This window comes from Pelobacter propionicus DSM 2379, from assembly GCF_000015045.1.
GTDB classification, from domain to species: Bacteria; Desulfobacterota; Desulfuromonadia; order Geobacterales; family Pseudopelobacteraceae; genus Pseudopelobacter; species Pseudopelobacter propionicus.
Map to the genome: position 1 here is coordinate 1,565,528 of NC_008609.1, position 17,104 is coordinate 1,582,631.

Consider the following 17,104-nt stretch of genomic DNA (forward strand, 5'->3'; position numbering starts at 1 on the left):
ACGAACGCGTCAGGCCACGGGAAGGAGAATCATTGATGGTTCAGATTACGGATGTTCATGAGGTGTTGGAGCGTTGTGTGGAATACCACGGCCACTTTTGCGCCGGCCAGTCCCTGGGGGTGCGCATCGCCAAGAAAGGGCTGGAGCTGATCGGGGCGGAGGATCAGAAGGATCTGATCGTCTTCGTTGAAAACGACCGCTGCATCGCCGATGCGGTGCTGATGGCCACCGGCACCCGCCTGGGAAGGCGCAGCCTGAAGTTTGTCGACTACGGCAAGATGGCGGCCACCTTCATCAACCTGAAGAAGGACCTTGCCTACCGGGTCGGACTTAAACCGGTGGACCATGAGGAGACACCCCCTGAGGGTGAACAGGATGACATGAAGGATCGGGTTCTGACCCTGGCCGATGAGGAACTGCTCTTCTGGAATCGGGTCAGGGTCAGCCTGAAGAAGGAACAGCTTCCGGGCAAGCCGGAACGGATCGTCCGCTGTGCGGTCTGCGGCGAGAAGGTGTTCGACGCCAAGGATATCATGGCTGAGGAGGAGAGCGCCGGTCCGCTCTGCGTCTCCTGTGCCCATGGCGCCTACTACCAGGCGGGGGAATAGGCTATGGATTGGCTCAAAAATCTCGTGGATTACGGCGTGATTTCGCTTTTGGCGCTGCTGAGCGTCGTTGCCGTCAGCTGTGCCATCGAACGCTATCTGACCTACCGGCGGATTGAACTGAACGATTATCAGGACAAGAAATCCCTGGAGCTGGAGCTGACCTCGCGGTTGCACCTGATCGCTACGGTGGGGAGCAACGCCCCCTATCTGGGGCTCTTGGGCACGGTGCTGGGGATCATGCTGACCTTCGCCACCATGGGCAGGGAGGGGTTCATGGACACCTCCAAGGTCATGGTCGGCCTGGCCCTGGCCATGAAGGCCACCGCGGCCGGGCTGTGCGTGGCCATCCCCTCCACGGTCCTCTACAACCTGCTGCTGCGGCGGGTCAAGGTGCTCATGTTCAGATGGGAGATCATGAATGGAAGAAAAGGAATTTGACTACATCAACATCATCCCGTTCGTGGACATCATGCTGGTGCTCCTGACCATCGTGCTGACCACCTCCACCTTCATCGCCAGCGGCGGCATCCCGGTCAATCTCCCCAAGGCCTCGCGCAGCAATCAGGAGGTCATCAAGACCAGGACCATCCAGGTGGACGTGAACGGTACCGTCATCTTCGACGGCCATATCCTGACCATGCCTGCGCTGGCTACGGTCTTGCGGCCGCTTGACCGGGCCACCCCCTTCCTGATCAGGGCCGACCGGGACATCTCCCTGCAGGGATTCGTGGATGTGCTGGACACGGTCAAGAGCTGCGGTTTCAGCCGGGTCAGCCTACAGACCGAGAGTCGGCAATGAACAGACAGCGGAAGTCTCTCTGCTTGTCGCTCCTGATCCATGGCGCGCTGCTCTCCTCCCTCTATGCGGTGAGCAGTTCCTCGGCCTGGCAGAGCGCTCCGGTGGTGATCGACTTTGACGTCTCATCGGGAGCTGCTCCTGTCGGTGCTCCTGGCCCATTGCCGGCAGGGCCAGCCGCGCCGCGGCCGGCCGCACGATCCAACCCGGCGCCCCGGCCCCGGGCAGTGGCGCCTCTGCCGCCTGCCCCTGTCGCACCGCGGTCCGCCCCCAGGACGGCCCTGGAGCAGAACGGCCCGGCGGCCATCGTCGCACCCCAGAAACGCGAGGCCGTTGCAACAGCCCAGGGCGAGGGGCAGACACGGGCGATCGTTCCCGACGGCCCCCCGGGCTCTCCGGGCGGGGTGGGGAGCGTTCCGCCCGGCGGCGGAAGCGGCGGTGGGGGCAATGGAGGCGGCGGTTCGGGGAGCGAAACCGGAGGGGGCAGCGGTGGCGGAGCAACGGCCGAGCAGTTGCGCAACCGCTACCTGAGGGAGCACTTCGCCTACATCAGGGACCTGATCCAGAAGAATATCTCCTATCCGGCGCGGGCGCGGAAATTCGGCTGGGCCGGCAAGGTGGTGGTGACCTTCATCATCCACGAATCCGGAAAAGTCAGTAACGAGCGGGTAGTCGCCAGTTCCGGCCATAACCTTCTGGACAATAACGTGATCGACACCATCAGGGATGTGTCCCCCTTCCCCAGGCCGCCGGTCAAGGCCGAACTGCGCATCCCCATCGTCTACCGGCTGGATTGAAATGCAAGAGCCGTTCGCACCTCATGCGGATTCTCGAATCGCACACATTTTACGAAAGGAATCAACCAATGCAGATGGACGTGAATTCATTCGATCAGCTGGCCCGGGAGGTGTTCGCTCCGGTCTATCCCGTTATTGCCTCCCAGGTTGTTCAACACACCGGCATCACCGAAGGGGTCTGCCTGGATATGGGCTGTGGCGGCGGCTACCTGGGGCTCGCCCTGGCGCGCGTCACCGACCTTCGTTTCCATTTTCTGGACCAGTCCCGGGAGATGCTGGAGATCGTACGGGCCAATCTGGCGGCCAACGGCCTGGAAAACAGGGGGGATGTTCTGGAGGGGAATGCGGAGTCAATCCCGCTTCCCGACCGCTCGGTCAACCTGGTCATCAGCCGCGGCTCGCTCTTCTTCTGGGACCGGGTACCGGCGTTCCGGGAGATATACCGGGTTCTGGCTCCCGGCGGCATGAGCTATATCGGCGGCGGCTTCGGATCGCCCGAGCTGAAGGACGAGATCACCCGGCGCATGGAGGCCAGGTCAGGGGATAACGGCCAGTGGCGCGAGAAGGTGGCCAGGAACCTGGGACCTCAGGCGCCCCGGGCCTTCGAGGATGAGTTGCGTTGTGCCGGGATACCCGATTTCAGGGTAGAACAGAGCGAGGCAGCCGGGCTCTGGATCATCGTGAGGAAATAGAATATGGAAAAGCTGCGTTGCGAAGTGTGCGAGAGGAGCTGTGTCATATCCACCGGCGGCCTGGGGGCGTGCGGGCGCTATGGGGAGCAAGATGGCGGTATCGTGGAGCGTTATCCAAACCAGTACCTGGTGGCCTGCCCCATCTCCATCGAAACCATGCCCATGCTCCACTTCCACCCCCGGTCAAAGTTCCTCCAGATCAGCAGCACCGGTTGCAACTTCGACTGTCCCGGTTGCATCTCCACCGTCATCGTCAAGGAGATGTCCCCTGCCAGCAGTGCCCTGCAACGGCTGACGCCGGAAGAGGTGGTCTGCAAGGCCCTGGACAACGACTGCGTGGGGATCGCCTTTCTGATGAACGACCCCCTGGCCGGCTTGCCCAGTTTTATCCAGGTGGCGGCCCTGGCTCGCTCCCACGGCCTGCTCATGGGGTGCTCGACCAACGCCTATTTTACCGAGTCGTCCCTGGCCGCGCTGCTGCCGCACCTGGATTTCATCAATATCGGCTTCAAGGGCTTTTCCGATCAGGCCTATGCCGCCTGTGGCGCGGCGAGCGTGCAGCCGGTCCTGCGTAACCTGAAAACTCTCCACGCGGGAGGAGTTCATGTGGAGGTCTCCTGCATCATGCACACCGGCAATATGGAGGAAGTGCGTGATCTGGCCCGCCATCTGGCTGGCATCTCGCCGACCATTCCCCTGCAGGTGATGCGCTTCATCCCCCTGGAGGGGGCCGAGATCTCCCGGGAGCCATCCATACGCCAGGCCGAGGAGTTCTGCGCCGGGCTTAAGGGGATACTGGAGTACGTCTACCTGTTCAACTCACCTGGCACGGAGCTTTTGCACACCCGTTGCCCGGGCTGCGGCGAGATCCTGATCAGGCGGGACTTCTACGGTCCCATGGGGGCCAAATTTCTCGATGCCTGCCCCGGACTGTCGCCGGATAACCGCTGTCCCCGCTGTCTCCGCCGCCTGGAGATGGTCGGAGCGCCGGCGGCCACCGTCTACCAGGAGGGGGACTTCGAGGGGGGATACCCGTTCACGCGGGCACTGGAGATCATCGAGGCGATGCTGATCGCCATGGGGGTGGACCGCAAGGCAACGGTGGTGCGGGCCTGGGAAGATTTCCTTGGCGCCGGTGACATGGGCGGCTTTCACCGGGCCATACAGAAGCCCCGCTGCTACATCGACATGGTGCGCCATTTCGGGAGCGTTGCCGGTGTGGCCGAACAGGGCGAGAGGCTGGCCGTCTATCTGGAACGGCAGGTGGCGCGCGTTGAAAAGGATCTGGCCGGGGTGCGTCATCGACCGAGGGTCTACTATGCCATGGGCACGCCGCTCTTCTACCTGCGCGGCGGTCGCCTGGAGAACCAGCTGGCCGAAACAGCGGGCGGGATCAGCGTTAACCGGGCCCTTGAGGCATCCGGCCGCCCCGGCCGAAGCCTTTCCGTGGAGCAGCTCAACGAACTGGACCCGGAGGTTATGGTTATCTCCGCCTTTATCTCCAGCAGCGTGGATGATTTTTATGCCGAATGCCTCCGCCTGGGGATAACCGCCCAGGCGGTGCGGAAACGCAGGATCTACGCCCATCCGGCGCCCGGTTGGGATTTCGGCACGCCGCGCTGGATACTGGGGCTGCTGTTTTTGGCACACACCCTCCATCCCGAGCTCTGTCGGGTGGATGTTATGGCCGAAGCGGAGGAGTTTTACCGCAGGTTCTACGGAACCGGTTTTTCCCCGGCCGGAATGAACCGCTCTTTTGGCAAACCGTCGGCGAACTGGCAGTGGGGGAGCGGGTCGGTGGAGCAGGCTCTCATGCCGCAAACAGTGCAATGAATACATGAAAACATCGGCGTTAGCCGGAAGGGGAGGAAACAGCATGAGATGGAGCGTAGCGGCGGGGGTGGCCCTGCTCGCCCTGGAGACCACGGTTCAGGCGGGAATGGCGGAGGAGCAAACCGTGGAGGTCGACAGCGTGGAAGTGACCGGCACGCGTGATCGGGAGCCGGTCTACAGCTCGTTCACCGTGCCGGAGAGCGCGGCGGCCACCGTGGAGGAGTTCAGCCGGGAGGATATCCGTGCCGTGGCGCCAAGCAGCATCTATGACATCGCGGCGCTCTCCCCCGGGGCACAGGTCACGTTTCAGGGGCGCAAGGGGATGAATGCCCTGCAACTGCGTGGCGGCGATACCTTGGGCGTTATCCTGGATGGCGTGTATATCCCCTGGTCCCAGGCATCGCGAATGCTGGCCCAGTTTCCGGTTGACGCCATTGAGTCGGTCCGTGTCGTGCGCGACAGTTCCGCCGTCACCCTGGGGCCGCTGACCCCCTTTTCTCCGGCGGTGAACCACGACAACGCCCCTACCCCCGGCCAGGGAAGTTCGAACCAGGGCTTCATGGTCATTACCACCAAGCGGGGTAAGGGGTTCGAGGTTGGTGGAATCGCCGAGTACGCCAGCCACAACAGCCGCAACTTCCAGCTCTACCACGGCTACAAGAAGGGGCCTCTCTCCTATCGCCTGGTGGGAACCGTCTCCGGTACCGATGGCCGGGACGGCTGGAACAATGCCGCCAGCACCCGCTCCATCCTGGCCAACGGCAATTACGACGCTACGGACCTGAAGGCGGACTTCATGGTCTACTTCGCCGACTCCCGGCGGGAGATCCAGCGATCCACTAAGGAGAGCACCACCTCTAACGCGCTTTGGTATTACGATCCGATGAAATCCCTTCAACTCTCCGTCAATCTGCACAAGCCCTGGAACGACGTTCATACCACCTCACTCTCCTATGCCCGTGGCCGTGTCACGGCCCACGAAGTGCTGCGCACGACCAAGGCGACCCCCGATGACATCAGCCAGGCCGACCAGAGCGACATGCTGCACCTCTGGCATGTGGCCGCCACTGCGAACAACCGTTTCGTGGCCGGCCTGCAGGGATTCCGCTGGGAAAGCCCCACCGGCCAGTTCTTCTACGAGAATATAGCGCGCAAGGAGGATCTGGTCTCCGGCTATCTCCACGACGAGTATCGCCTGAACGATCGACTGACCCTGGATGGCGGAATCAGGGTGGATGCCAAGTTCATCGAAAAGGGGTCGGACAAGTATTCACCGCTTCTGGGCGGCAACAAGATGATCAATGACGAATGGCAGCAACCCGCCATCAGCCTCTCCCTGGGGGGGAGCTACAAGCTGGATCGTATGCATCGCCTGCTGGCCCGCTTCGGCTACACGCGCCAGGATGCCGATTCTTTTCTGGCGACGGTTGATGGCAAGGACCTGGATACTGAGGAGCGTTTCAAGTACGAGCTGGGGATCGAGGCCAACTACCACCCCGCCTTCAACCCCACGCTCACATTGTTTCTCTACGATATCCGCAAGTTTGCCTATGCTGCCGCCACCGGCGGAAGCGGCGCCACCGCCTACAATATCTACGACTCCGCCGACGTTATCCGCGAGGGGGTCGAGTTTTCCTGCAAGGGGGCTCTCCCCTGGGGCTTCGGCTACAACACCGGTTATTCCTATATCACCACCGACCGCGGTGCGACCAACAAGATCAAGCCGCATCACATGGTGAACCTGCGCCTTTCCCACAAGATCAACGCGGTGGAGAGCAATCTGATCCTGAACTATGTGGGACCCTACGAAAACAACTTCCTCTCCACCGGCAGCGTCTACCGCCCTGCCGGGGGCTATACACGCCTGGATATGAATGTGAGCTACGCTTTTACGCTGCGTGGCGCCCAAGCCCGGGCAACCCTGTACGGTCGCAACCTGTTGGACGACCACTACGTCACCATAGCTGGCTGGCGGGACCAGGGGATGGTCTGGGGCGGCAAGATGGAAGTGGCGTTCTGATAACCGGATGCGAGCTGAAGAGTGGGACCAAACGCATGCTCTTTGGCTAACGATATAAACGCAAGGCAACGGAACCATTCAGGCATCCGATACAGCCGATCCGGAAAGGAGAGGAATGAGAAGCAGACGTGAAAACGGCGACAGGGGAGGGAGTTCCCGCGTGATCCTGGACGAGGCGGAGCATACCCTGCGTGCACGCTACGGCGCAGGCCTGGACGACCTGGTCGTGGAGCGGTTGGTGGTGGGGGTCTTCTTCGTGGGGGTGAAGCTCTCCAACGGCTGCGGCGGGGTTGCCTACACCCCTCCCGACGTGGTCAGGAATGCCGGCAACCGCATCCTGAAGGGGAATGGGAAAACCCCCTTCATCCGCGGCATAGGCGTCACGCAGGTCATGGCCGGCGACGTGCCCGGACCATTCGCGGGAGTCATCAGGCTGGCCACCCTGAATGCCCTCTCGGTTCCGTTTCTGGAGGATGGCCGCTATCGCGTGGACGAAACCGGCGACCTGTCCGGCGTGCAGTCCCTGTTCCGCAACCGGAGAATCTGCATGGTGGGCGCCATCATCCCGCTGCTGAAGAAATTGAAGCACGTCGGCACCGCCGGAGTGTCCATCATCGACCACAAGCAGGAGACCCGCGCCGAGGCCGGGGAAGGCTACGGAACCTTCGTTTCGCCGGAACGGACCGCCGAGACTCTCTCCCGCTGTGAAACAGCCGTATTCACCGGGGCCGCCATCGCCAACAACAGCATCCGGGAACTGCTCGGACAGGTTCCCCGCCATGCAGCCATCGCCGTGGCCGGGCCGACGGCCGGATTTGTGCCCGAGCCGCTCTTCCGGCGCGGGGTGGCCATGGTGGGGACGGTGGTGGTCAGCGACAGCGACCGCGCCCTAGACATCCTGGCCGAAGGGGGCGGGGGGTACCGGTTGTTCAAGGAGTGCGTGCGCAAGATCAACCTGCTCAATGTGGAGCGCCTGTGCCAGCTGGGATTGGGTGGCGCTTTCTGAAAAGGACAAGGAACAAGGCGTGGTTGACCACTGCCCCGGGTACTTCGCGTAACGCGACAATGCACTGCAATGATGCTGTGAACACACCATGAGGAGGAATCAATGAAGAAACAGAAGAGACGTTTTTCCGTCAGAATCAAGAAACGGGGTCTGCTGGCACCGGTGCTGGCGGTTTCCCTGCTGTCGACACCAGCCATGGCCGATGACCAGGCGCCGAAGAGTGACGAAAGCGGCGATGTCTTCACCCTGGGCAACGTGGAGGTTACCGGCAAGGGCGAGAGCATCAAGAACCCGGCCGTGGAGGTGGTCACCAGCGAGGATATGCTCCAGTTCGACACCAAGACCGTGTCCGAAGCAGCCAACCTGGTTCCCGGTGTCACCCTTGCCAAGATGGGGGCGCGCAACGAGTCCACGGTCTACGTGCGCGGTTTCGACCTCAAACACGCGCCGCTGTTCATGGACGGCATCCCGATCTACGTCCCCTATGACGGCAATGTGGACCTGGGGCGCTTCTTCACCTACGACCTGTCGGAGCTGGTCATCTCCAAGGGGTTTGCGTCGGTGCTCTACGGTCCCAACACCATGGGGGGCGCCATCAACATGGTCTCCAAGCGCCCCACCAAGGAGTTCGAGGGCAGTGCCGGCACCGGTTACAGCTCCGTGGACCAGTACCACGCCTTCGCCAACTTCGGAACCAACCAGGGAAAATGGTACTTCCAGGGAGGCGGCTCCTGGTTCGACACCAACGGCTTCGAGATGTCGGAGCACTACCACAACACAACCTACGAGAACGGCGGCAAGCGCAACAACGCCTATGCCCAGGACTGGAAGGTCAGCGGTAAGCTGGGGTTGACCCCCAACAGCACCGACGAGTACGCCCTGAGCTATATCTACCAGAACGGCGAAAAGGGGGTGCCTCCCTACGCCGGCGACAATCTCACAAACCAGAAAAAGAAGTTCTGGCAGTGGCCCTACTGGAGAAAGCAGAGCCTGTACTTCACCTCCAATACTGCCATCGGCGAGAAGAGTTATGTGAAGACCCGCGCCTATTATGATCGCTTCAAAAACTCGCTTTTGATCTTCACCAATGACAGCTACAGCACCGTCACGCCCAACAGCGGCAACAGGAGCTGGTACGACGACTACACCTATGGCGCGTCCATCGAGGCTGGCACCAAACTGATCTCCAACAACGAAATCAAGCTGGCCTTTCTTTTCAAGGACGATGTCCATCGTGAGGACGATGATGCCACCGGTTCCCCACAGAAACGTTTTGAGGAGCGCATCTTCACCATCGCCCTGGAGGACACGATCAAGCTGACCGACAAGCTCTCCGCCATACTGGGGGTCAGCTACGACTTCCAGAATACGGTCCAGGCCCAGGACTACAATCCGATCGTCTCCGGCGGCCCCAATGTGCTGCACGATTTCGACCGTAAAAACAATAGCGACGTCAATGCCCAGGCAGCGCTGTTCTATGCCTACTCCGACACCGGCAAGGTGCATGCCGCCGTGGCGCGCAAGAATCGTTACCCTTCCATCAAGGATAAATACTCCTACCGGTTCAAGACCTATGTGCCAAACGAAAATCTGGATCCTGAAGTGTCCAATAACTATGAAATCGGTGTCGAGGATACATTTGCCAAAAATATTAGAGTCAAAAGCACCCTGTTTTTTAACGACATATCGAAATATATCCTGGAAGTTAAAAACGTGGAGGGAACCAAGTCGCAGCTTCAGAACGTTGGCCACGTCCAGCGCTACGGCTACGAACTCGAGGCGAACGCCGCTATTACCGAGAGCCTGGAAGCCGGTATGAACTATACCTTCATGTACAACAAGAACAGGACCAGCGATCTGGTAATAACCGATCTTCCCAAGCACAAGTTCTTCGCCTACGGCACGTACTCCCCCATCAAGCAACTCAAGCTGTTCGCCTCACTGGAGTACGACACCAGGCGCTACAGTTCGTCCGACGGGGTGGATGAGGCGGGTGAGTTTGTGGTCATCAACACCAAGGCGAGTTACGAGGCGATCAAGGACCTCGTGCTGGAGGCGGGGATCAACAACCTCCTGGACCGGGATTATGAGTTGACCGAGGGCTATCCCGAGGCGGGCCGCACCTATTTCGTCCAGGCGCGCTACAAGTGGTGAGACGGTACTAGCTGAAAGACAAGGGACGTGACTCGTGACTGGTGACTGGGCCAGCCACGAGTCACCAGCCACGAGTTACGAGTTACGAGTTACGGGGAGATGCAATGGACAGGATTGAAATCGACTGGAATGCGGCATGGCAGAAGGCGCGGGAGGGGTTCTCACAAGGAAGCGATTCCTCCTTCTGGGACAAACGGGCGCCCGCCTTTGCCCGGCACGTGAAGGAAACTGACTACGAGAAACGTTTCCTTGATCTGATGCAGCCCGCCCCCTCCTGGAGCGTGCTGGATTTCGGCTGCGGCGCCGGCACCCTGGCGATTCCGCTGGCCAGACGGGTCGCCTCGGTGACTGCGGTGGACTTCTCCAGGGTGATGCTGGACCTCTTGCGCCAATCATGCCGGGAAGAGGGGATCACCAACGTCACCCCTCTCCATGGCAGTTGGGACGATGACTGGGAGAGTCTGGGCATCGGAAGCCATGACGCGGTGATCGCTTCCCGCTCCCTGGTGGCCCTTGACCTGCGTGAGGCGATCACCAAGCTGGACCGGGCGGCGCGCAGGTCGGTCCACATCTCCTCGCTGGTGGGTGATGGCCCCCAGGACCGGCGCATCTACGAGGCGGTGGGCAGGACGCTGGTATCCGGGCCGGATTACATCTACCTCTACAACCTGCTGTACCAGATGGGCATCCGGGCCACGATCAACTTCATTACTCACCGGGAGTGGAAGGTCTACGGTAACCTGGACGAGGCGCTGGAGGGGAACTGCTGGATGCTGAAGGATGTCACCCGGGAAGAGCTGGGACTGCTCCGGCGGTATCTGGCCGCGACCCTGCAGGCCCATGGCAGCGGCTGGCGCATGCCCGAGCCAAGGGTGGTGCGCTGGGCCCTGATCAGCTGGGAGAAGGATACGGAGTGAGGAGTGGATGCGCCGTTGTGTGCGGGGCGTGACAACGTTGTCCGGCCGTGAAATCGCGGTATGTTTGTGAGGCAGGCGGCCGCGGTTGGCCGGGATCGAGTCGAAGGAGGTGCGACCATGCGTTGTCATTACTGTGAGTGGCGCTGCGAACTGGGGATGGACAGGTTCGGCGTCTGCAAGATGTACTATTCCGACGGGGAGGCAATCAGGGAACGCTTTCCCCGGCGCTGGTGCAGCTTCGGCGTCATCGGCATCGAGGCGATTCCCTTCTATCACGTGTATCCCGGCAGCCGCTGCATGACCATCGGCACCAGCAGCTGCAACTTCCACTGCCGCTACTGCGCCAACGCCTTCATCGCCAAACGGGACCCGGCGGAGATGCAGGACGAGCTCCTGGATCTCACCCCCACAGACATGGTCAAGACGGCACGGAAGCTGGGCTGCCACCACATCGTCTTCAACGTGAATGAGCCGGCCGTGTCGATGGACTCGCTCCGGGAACTGGCCCGGGAGGCACAAAACGCCGGCGTCACCATGGGCTGCCTGACCAACGGCTATACGACCCCGGAATCCACGGAGATACTGGCGTCCCTGTTTTCGTTTTTCAACATCAGCCTGAAAGGGCTGTCACCGGAGTTCAACCGGGAATACATCGGCATCCCCTCGGTGGAGCCGGTGCTGCGTACCATCAGGCAGCTGGCCGCCATACGCCATGTGGAGGTGGCCACTCCGGTCATCCAGGGGGTGAACGACCATGAGCTGGATGAGATGGCCGGGCTGATCGCGGCCATCGACCCGGAAATCCCCTGGCACGTCTTCCGCCTGCTGCCGGAGGACGAGATGCGCGATACCCCCTATCCCAACATCGTATCGGTCAACAGTCTGCTGGAGCCGGCGCGCGGGAAGCTGGCCAATGTCTATTTCCATAACTTCGTCGGTTCGGAGTGGGTCAATACCCTCTGCCCTTCCTGCGGGAGCGTGGCGATCGAACGCTTCAGCCTGGGGTGCGGCGGCGACAAGCTGCAGCGTTTCCTCTGTCCCGGCGCCCGCTGCTCCTCCTGCGGACACACCATCAGGCTGTTGGGCGACCGGGTGGCCTGGAACGATGGGGGAGGTGCCCAATGAGCCTGGCGATTGTCGATACCCGTGAATGGCAGAACCTGTTCGACCTGAAGAGCGGCGCCAGGATGGAGGCCCATGGGCCGCGGGTGGAGCTGATGAAAAACGTCCTGGCCAGGCATCCCTATCCGGGAGACATGGCGCCGGACAGCAATCGCTGGGTCTCGGATATCGCCCTGGAGCTGATCCGGGGATACGATCCGCGGTTCGTTTTCATGACCTATGCCCGGCAGTACTTTTCCCTGCGCTACGAGGTCATGGACGAGGCAGGGCGGAAACAGCTGGTCTCGGAACTGTTTCGGGAGGTGGAACGCTTCATCGCCGAATCTGGCTTCACCCCCCTGATCGTGGGCAGGGGGGACATGGTCCCGCTGTTGGGATACGTGGACTTAAGCAGACTGGACGGCCTGGCAATCGCGACCCACTGGTCGGTGAGATATGCCGGTCTGCACAATCCCAGCCAGGCCGACCTGAAGGCGGTTGCCGAGCATCCCCACATCACCAGGGTGGTGAGCCGCGACGAGATGCTGCGCCTCTTCGGCGGCACCAGCGACGACAGCCGCAGGCTGCCCGACTACCTGCTGGTGGCGGAGCGGGGCTATGCCCTGCGCACCGTGAGCAGCACCATGCGCAAGCCGGTGATGATCCACGATGCAGCCGAGCATATCCCCCTGTTTTCGCCGTTGGGTGCTGCCCAGGATATCACCGCTATCCGCCGCCTGATAATGGACAATCTAGGGGAGCACAGGATCGCCCTGATCATCCTGGATGGCATCGGCATCGACCGCTTTCCCTGGTCCATGACCCCCTGCCGCAATGGCAGGGAGTGGTACTCCTATGAGCCGGGTGCGGGCCAGTACCTGGCCATCAGCTCCGGCAGGCACCGGGTTTTCGACTATCCCACGGGCTACAAGTCCTACGACGAGGACGGTGGCGAGAAGGAGTATCCCCTGTCCGGGTACTTCACCTCCCTTCCTGCTGACACCATCGGCGAGGGGATGCGTGAGCGCAGTATCGCCGTGGGCAACAACAGCATGTTCATGCACATGGTCACCGGCGCCGACCTGTGCGTGGAGTGCTTTGCCCGCAACCTGTCCAACCAGGGCGCCCTGGGGGTCATCCATTGCCAGGACAAGTAGTACCAAACTGCGCCGGTGCGGAGGAGTCCGATCGCGGAGACGCATTGGCGGTGACCTCGTGCCGTGCAACTCATACAGTCGAACCCATCGTCTCCTCTCCCTCGGGGAGAGGGTGGCTCAGGAAATTGCCGTGTTCAACGAAAGGATAGCTGTCATGTCATTGATAATTCAGAAGAACCTGATTGATTGTCTGGAACCGCAGTGCGCCGGTTTTTGCATTGCCGACGTGCGCATGGGGCTGGGCTATACCGCCGTGCTGCTGGACAGCGGCAACGCCGGGGTGGCCTGGACTCCCGCTTCCAACGCCCCCTGCTGCACCCATTTCTCCGCCGCCGGAACCCTGATCGGCCGCCCGGCGGTTGAGATCCTGGGTATGCTGGGAGAACGGAACTCGGACCTCGGCCGTACCCTGGGGCTGGCCACCGCCAATGCCCTGCTGGCGTCACTCCCCCATCCCCCCTTCTCCCGGGATGAGGTCATCTCCTCCCTCTCCATCGCTCCCCAGGAGCGGGTGGCCATGGTGGGCTATTTCGGCCCCATCGTGGCCCAGCTGGAGAAAATCGGTTGCACGCTGGAGATCGTCGAGCTGAATCCCCACAAGGGGGAGAAAACCCTCACCCCCGAGCAGGGGGAACGCGCCCTGGGTGAGTGTGATGTGGCCATTATCACGGCTACCTCGCTGATCAACGGCACCTGCGACGACCTGCTGGCGGCACTGGGAAAACCGCGCGCAGCCGTACTGTTGGGGCCGTCGACCCCCTTCTGTCCCCTGGCATTTTCCGGTACGCCCGTCACCCATCTGGCCGGCGCCAGGGTGGTGGATGCGGACAGGGTTCTGCAGGTGGTATCCCAGGGGGGAGGCACCATGCGCATGAAGCCGTATCTGAGTTTCGAACATGCGCGGGTGTAGCGCCCGAAGCCGTGACAGATTTCATTGCGGCTTCCATGTGAACCCTTAACAACCATTCTCGCACGGAGCCACAAAGATCACGAAGAAAGACAAGCGGTTCCCTCTTTTGTCCCCTTGTGACTCTGCCCTGTTTCCGTTTCAGATCCATCTTCATCCTGATCCCGTGCCTTAGCGGCAACCAGTTCTCCCTCTTTTTGAAAGGGGGTTTGCCATGGTGTAAGCGCTGCGTCGGCGCGTCGTTGCGTGAATAGAAAACTTTGCTTCCGGCTGTGCCGGATGAGGAGGATGTATGCTGCGTTCCGTTGCTGTGGCGGTTGTTCTGTTGATCACCCTTGCTTCCACCGTCTCCGCCCGCACCATTACCGACATGAGCGGTCGCCGGGTCAGTATCCCCGACAGGATCAACAGGGCCGTGGCCCTGTCACCGCCGGCAACCTATCTGCTTTTCTGCATCGCCCCCGAGCTTGTCTGCGGGATCAATTTCCCGCTCCCGGGCAACGAGAAATTCTACACGGTGGAGCGTTTCAAGAAACTGCCGGTCATTGGCGGCATGGTGGGGGAGGGGAGAACCCTCAATCTGGAGGTTCTGCTGAAGGTCAAGCCGGATGTGGCTTTTCTCTGGGACCGGAGAGTCGGCGGGACCGCGGCGTTCAACGAACAGTACATACGATCGCTGTCCAAGCTGGGCATTCCCACGGTGGCGGTGCGGCTGGATACCCTGGAGGATTACCCCGCTGCCCTGCTGTTCATGGGGGACGTGCTGGGCAGGCGTGAGCGGGCAGCCAGGCTCAACCGCTATGCCGTGACTGCCACGGCGAAAGTCAAGCGGAGTCTGGCCGGACTGCCGGAGTCGAAACGAGTCAGGGTCTACTACGCCGAGGGAGTGGACGGCCTGGCCACGGAGGGGGAGAGTTCCATGCATACGGAGCTGATCCCCTTGAGCGGTGGTCGGAACGTCTGCCGCATGAAGCCCACCAGCCTGAACGGCCAGGAGCGGATCTCCATGGAGCAGCTCCTTTTGTACGACCCGGATGTGATTCTGGTCAAGGAGCAGATCTGTTTCCAGCGCATCTGGAAAGATCCCCGCTGGAAGCGATTGCGCGCCGTACGAAACAAACGGGTCTACCTTGTTCCCCATGTGCCCTTCAACTGGTTCGACCGTCCGCCGTCGTACATGCGGCTCTTGGGCATCCAGTGGCTGACCAACCTGCTGCACCCCGATCGCTATCCCATGGACATGGTCAGGGAGACCAAGGCCTTCTACCGCCTGTTCGTAGGCTTGGAACTTTCGGACCGCGAGGCGCGAGAGGTGCTCTGGCCCCGATAAATTCAGTTCCCGGTATTCCTACGTTGTGGAGACGAGGCTGAGTCAACAACAGATTGCGGCACCAACAGTTGTGGAGGTGAATACATGGAGTTGAGGCATTGTATCAAAGAGACGAGAGTTGGTGGTGCCATACGGTTTTGCGCGCGTCTGTCACTGTTCTCACTCCTCGTGCTCCTGGCCCTGAATACAACTGGCCATGCTGCTGAGGGAAGTGTGGGCGAAGTTCAGCCGCCGGATCATCCGGCGGTGGTTATCCCTACGGCAGATGTTCCTCCCTCGGTCGCCGTGCTGTCGGGAGCCTGGGAGGGGACCTGGAGCAACGGCGCGAAATCCGTGTTGGTGGTCTATCGGCTGGAGAAGGGCAAAGCCCGGCTACTGCACGCCTTCGGCGAAGGCGACAATCTGCTGGCCTGGCACGAGTGGGCGCGGCCGACGGTGGTTCCCGGAGACAAGCCGCGGCTGGAGTGGAAAAATGACTGGTCTTCGGTCGCCTTTGAACTCTCCCCCGCCACCGGGGAGCTGTCAGGTGAGCTACGCGAGTTTTCCCGAGATGGTGGCGGGAAGACATGGCGGGTGGTGATGAGGCACAGGAACATCGAGCGTGTCGCCCCGGAGAAGGTGAAAGCACCTCTCGTATGCCCGGAACTTGCCCGGGAGTTGCGGCTGATCGAAGAGGAGAGCGATCAGAAACGACGGACCCTTCTCGTCGATGCCCTCATGGGGCGGGCGAAACAGGGTGGAACGCCGCTCACGGAGCCGGGCGCGACGGCGGGTACGACCTGCGCCACCTTCATCTACCGCGGGGAGGCGAGGGAGGTGGGCATCAGCGGCGACATGAACGGCTGGAGCGAACAGAAGGAACTCCTCTTCCGGCTGCCGGGTATGGACCTCTTCTACTACTGCGGCGAGTACCCCGCCGACTCCCGTATCGAGTACAACCTGGTGATCGACGGCACTGCCGGGCTGGACCCGTTCAATCCGCGGGTATCGCTGTTTAACCGGAAATCCAACTCCGAGGTGCCCATGCCCGGATACCGGCCTCCGCCGGAAGTGGAACCGGCGCCGGTTGCGGCCAGAGGCACCGTCGAAGAGATTGCCATCGTTTCCAAACAGCCCGGCATGTCCCGAACGGCAACGGTCTACCTCCCCGTGGGTTATGCCGGATCAGCGGAGCGCTACCCGGTGCTCTACCTGAACGACGCCTTCGGTGCCCTCAAGTTCGGCAGCATGATCAACGTGCTTGATAACCTGATTCGCCGAAGGGTCGTTCCCCCCTTGATCGCCGTGCTGCTCCCCTCCGTGGGGGACCGGATGGTCGAGTACAGCATGAATCCGCGCTTTGAGTCGTTTGTTGTCGAGGCCGTGGTCCCGGCCGTGGACCGCCGCTATCGTACTCGCCCATCCCCGGAATTCCGGGCGGTGGGAGGGATTTCCGCCGGCGCCACTGCGGCGCTTTCCCTGGCCATCAACCATCCCGACCTGTTTGGTAAGTGCATGGCCCAGTCGACGGCCACGAAACTCGCCCCCCTGATCAAGCTGGCGCGGAGCGGTCCGAAAGCGCCCATCAGGGTCTACCTGGATGTTGGGCGTTTCGAGTCCGACTATCACGGGAAAGACCTGGTGGAGGCCAGCCATCGCATCCGGGATGCGCTTGTAGCACATGGCTGCCCGGTCCATCTGCGTGAGGTCAACGAGGGGCATGGCTGGAGAAACTGGCGGGCGCGCATGGGTGAGGCCCTGGAATTCCTGTTCGCGTCCCTGTCCGCCATGGAGCGGGGAGAATAGA

The 17,104-nt window shown here is 61.6% G+C and carries 15 protein-coding genes; all 15 read left to right on the plus strand.

The window, feature by feature from the left end; translation table 11 throughout:
• Positions 1–35: 35 nt before the first annotated feature.
• The 15 genes from PPRO_RS07290 (at position 36) to PPRO_RS07360 (ending at position 17,103) form a co-directional block, all read left to right on the plus strand.
• The gene (locus tag PPRO_RS07290) at positions 36–608 is read left to right on the plus strand and encodes an FmdE family protein (protein ID WP_011735373.1); all 573 of its coding nucleotides are present in this window, start codon (positions 36–38) and stop codon (positions 606–608) included.
• 3 nt (positions 609–611) lie between these two features.
• On the plus strand, positions 612–1,046 hold the full coding sequence (exbB, locus tag PPRO_RS07295; RefSeq protein WP_011735374.1) for a TonB-system energizer ExbB: 435 nt from the start codon (positions 612–614) through the stop codon (positions 1,044–1,046).
• Positions 1,027–1,407 carry an ExbD/TolR family protein gene (locus PPRO_RS07300; RefSeq protein ID WP_011735375.1) on the plus strand — a complete coding sequence of 127 codons (381 nt, stop codon included), beginning with the start codon at positions 1,027–1,029 and terminating at the stop codon, positions 1,405–1,407. Before exbB ends, PPRO_RS07300 begins: the two co-directional genes overlap by 20 nt.
• On the plus strand, positions 1,404–2,201 hold the full coding sequence (locus PPRO_RS19420; protein WP_011735376.1) for an energy transducer TonB: 798 nt from the start codon (positions 1,404–1,406) through the stop codon (positions 2,199–2,201). The genes PPRO_RS07300 and PPRO_RS19420 overlap by 4 nt, the downstream gene beginning before the upstream one ends.
• A 68-nt stretch (positions 2,202–2,269) precedes the next feature.
• Complete coding sequence (locus PPRO_RS07310; RefSeq protein ID WP_011735377.1) at positions 2,270–2,893, plus strand: class I SAM-dependent methyltransferase; 624 nt, start codon at positions 2,270–2,272, stop codon at positions 2,891–2,893.
• Positions 2,894–2,896: 3 nt separating this feature from the next.
• A complete protein-coding gene (locus PPRO_RS07315; protein ID WP_011735378.1) occupies positions 2,897–4,726 on the plus strand; it encodes a radical SAM protein in 1,830 nt (609 codons plus the stop codon).
• Between the two features lie 43 nt (positions 4,727–4,769).
• Positions 4,770–6,746, plus strand: a complete 1,977-nt coding sequence (locus PPRO_RS07320; protein WP_011735379.1) for a TonB-dependent receptor plug domain-containing protein — start codon at positions 4,770–4,772, stop codon at positions 6,744–6,746.
• Between the two features lie 115 nt (positions 6,747–6,861).
• Positions 6,862–7,752, plus strand: coding sequence for a DUF364 domain-containing protein (locus PPRO_RS07325; protein WP_011735380.1), 891 nt, complete (start codon positions 6,862–6,864; stop codon positions 7,750–7,752).
• 102 nt (positions 7,753–7,854) lie between these two features.
• Positions 7,855–9,906 (plus strand): TonB-dependent receptor plug domain-containing protein, encoded by a 2,052-nt coding sequence (locus tag PPRO_RS07330; RefSeq protein ID WP_011735381.1) that lies wholly within the window; start codon positions 7,855–7,857, stop codon positions 9,904–9,906.
• 104 nt (positions 9,907–10,010) lie between these two features.
• Positions 10,011–10,823, plus strand: coding sequence for a class I SAM-dependent methyltransferase (locus PPRO_RS07335; RefSeq protein ID WP_011735382.1), 813 nt, complete (start codon positions 10,011–10,013; stop codon positions 10,821–10,823).
• Between the two features lie 117 nt (positions 10,824–10,940).
• The gene (locus PPRO_RS07340; RefSeq protein WP_011735383.1) at positions 10,941–11,948 is read left to right on the plus strand and encodes a radical SAM protein; all 1,008 of its coding nucleotides are present in this window, start codon (positions 10,941–10,943) and stop codon (positions 11,946–11,948) included.
• Positions 11,945–13,081 (plus strand): hypothetical protein, encoded by a 1,137-nt coding sequence (locus PPRO_RS07345; RefSeq protein WP_011735384.1) that lies wholly within the window; start codon positions 11,945–11,947, stop codon positions 13,079–13,081. The genes PPRO_RS07340 and PPRO_RS07345 overlap by 4 nt, the downstream gene beginning before the upstream one ends.
• Before the next feature lie 154 nt (positions 13,082–13,235).
• Positions 13,236–13,991 carry a DUF364 domain-containing protein gene (locus tag PPRO_RS07350; RefSeq protein WP_011735385.1) on the plus strand — a complete coding sequence of 252 codons (756 nt, stop codon included), beginning with the start codon at positions 13,236–13,238 and terminating at the stop codon, positions 13,989–13,991.
• A gap of 289 nt (positions 13,992–14,280) precedes the next feature.
• Positions 14,281–15,318, plus strand: a complete 1,038-nt coding sequence (locus tag PPRO_RS07355; RefSeq protein ID WP_011735386.1) for an ABC transporter substrate-binding protein — start codon at positions 14,281–14,283, stop codon at positions 15,316–15,318.
• A gap of 213 nt (positions 15,319–15,531) precedes the next feature.
• On the plus strand, positions 15,532–17,103 hold the full coding sequence (locus tag PPRO_RS07360; RefSeq protein WP_041532206.1) for an alpha/beta hydrolase: 1,572 nt from the start codon (positions 15,532–15,534) through the stop codon (positions 17,101–17,103).
• Position 17,104: the final 1 nt, after the last annotated feature.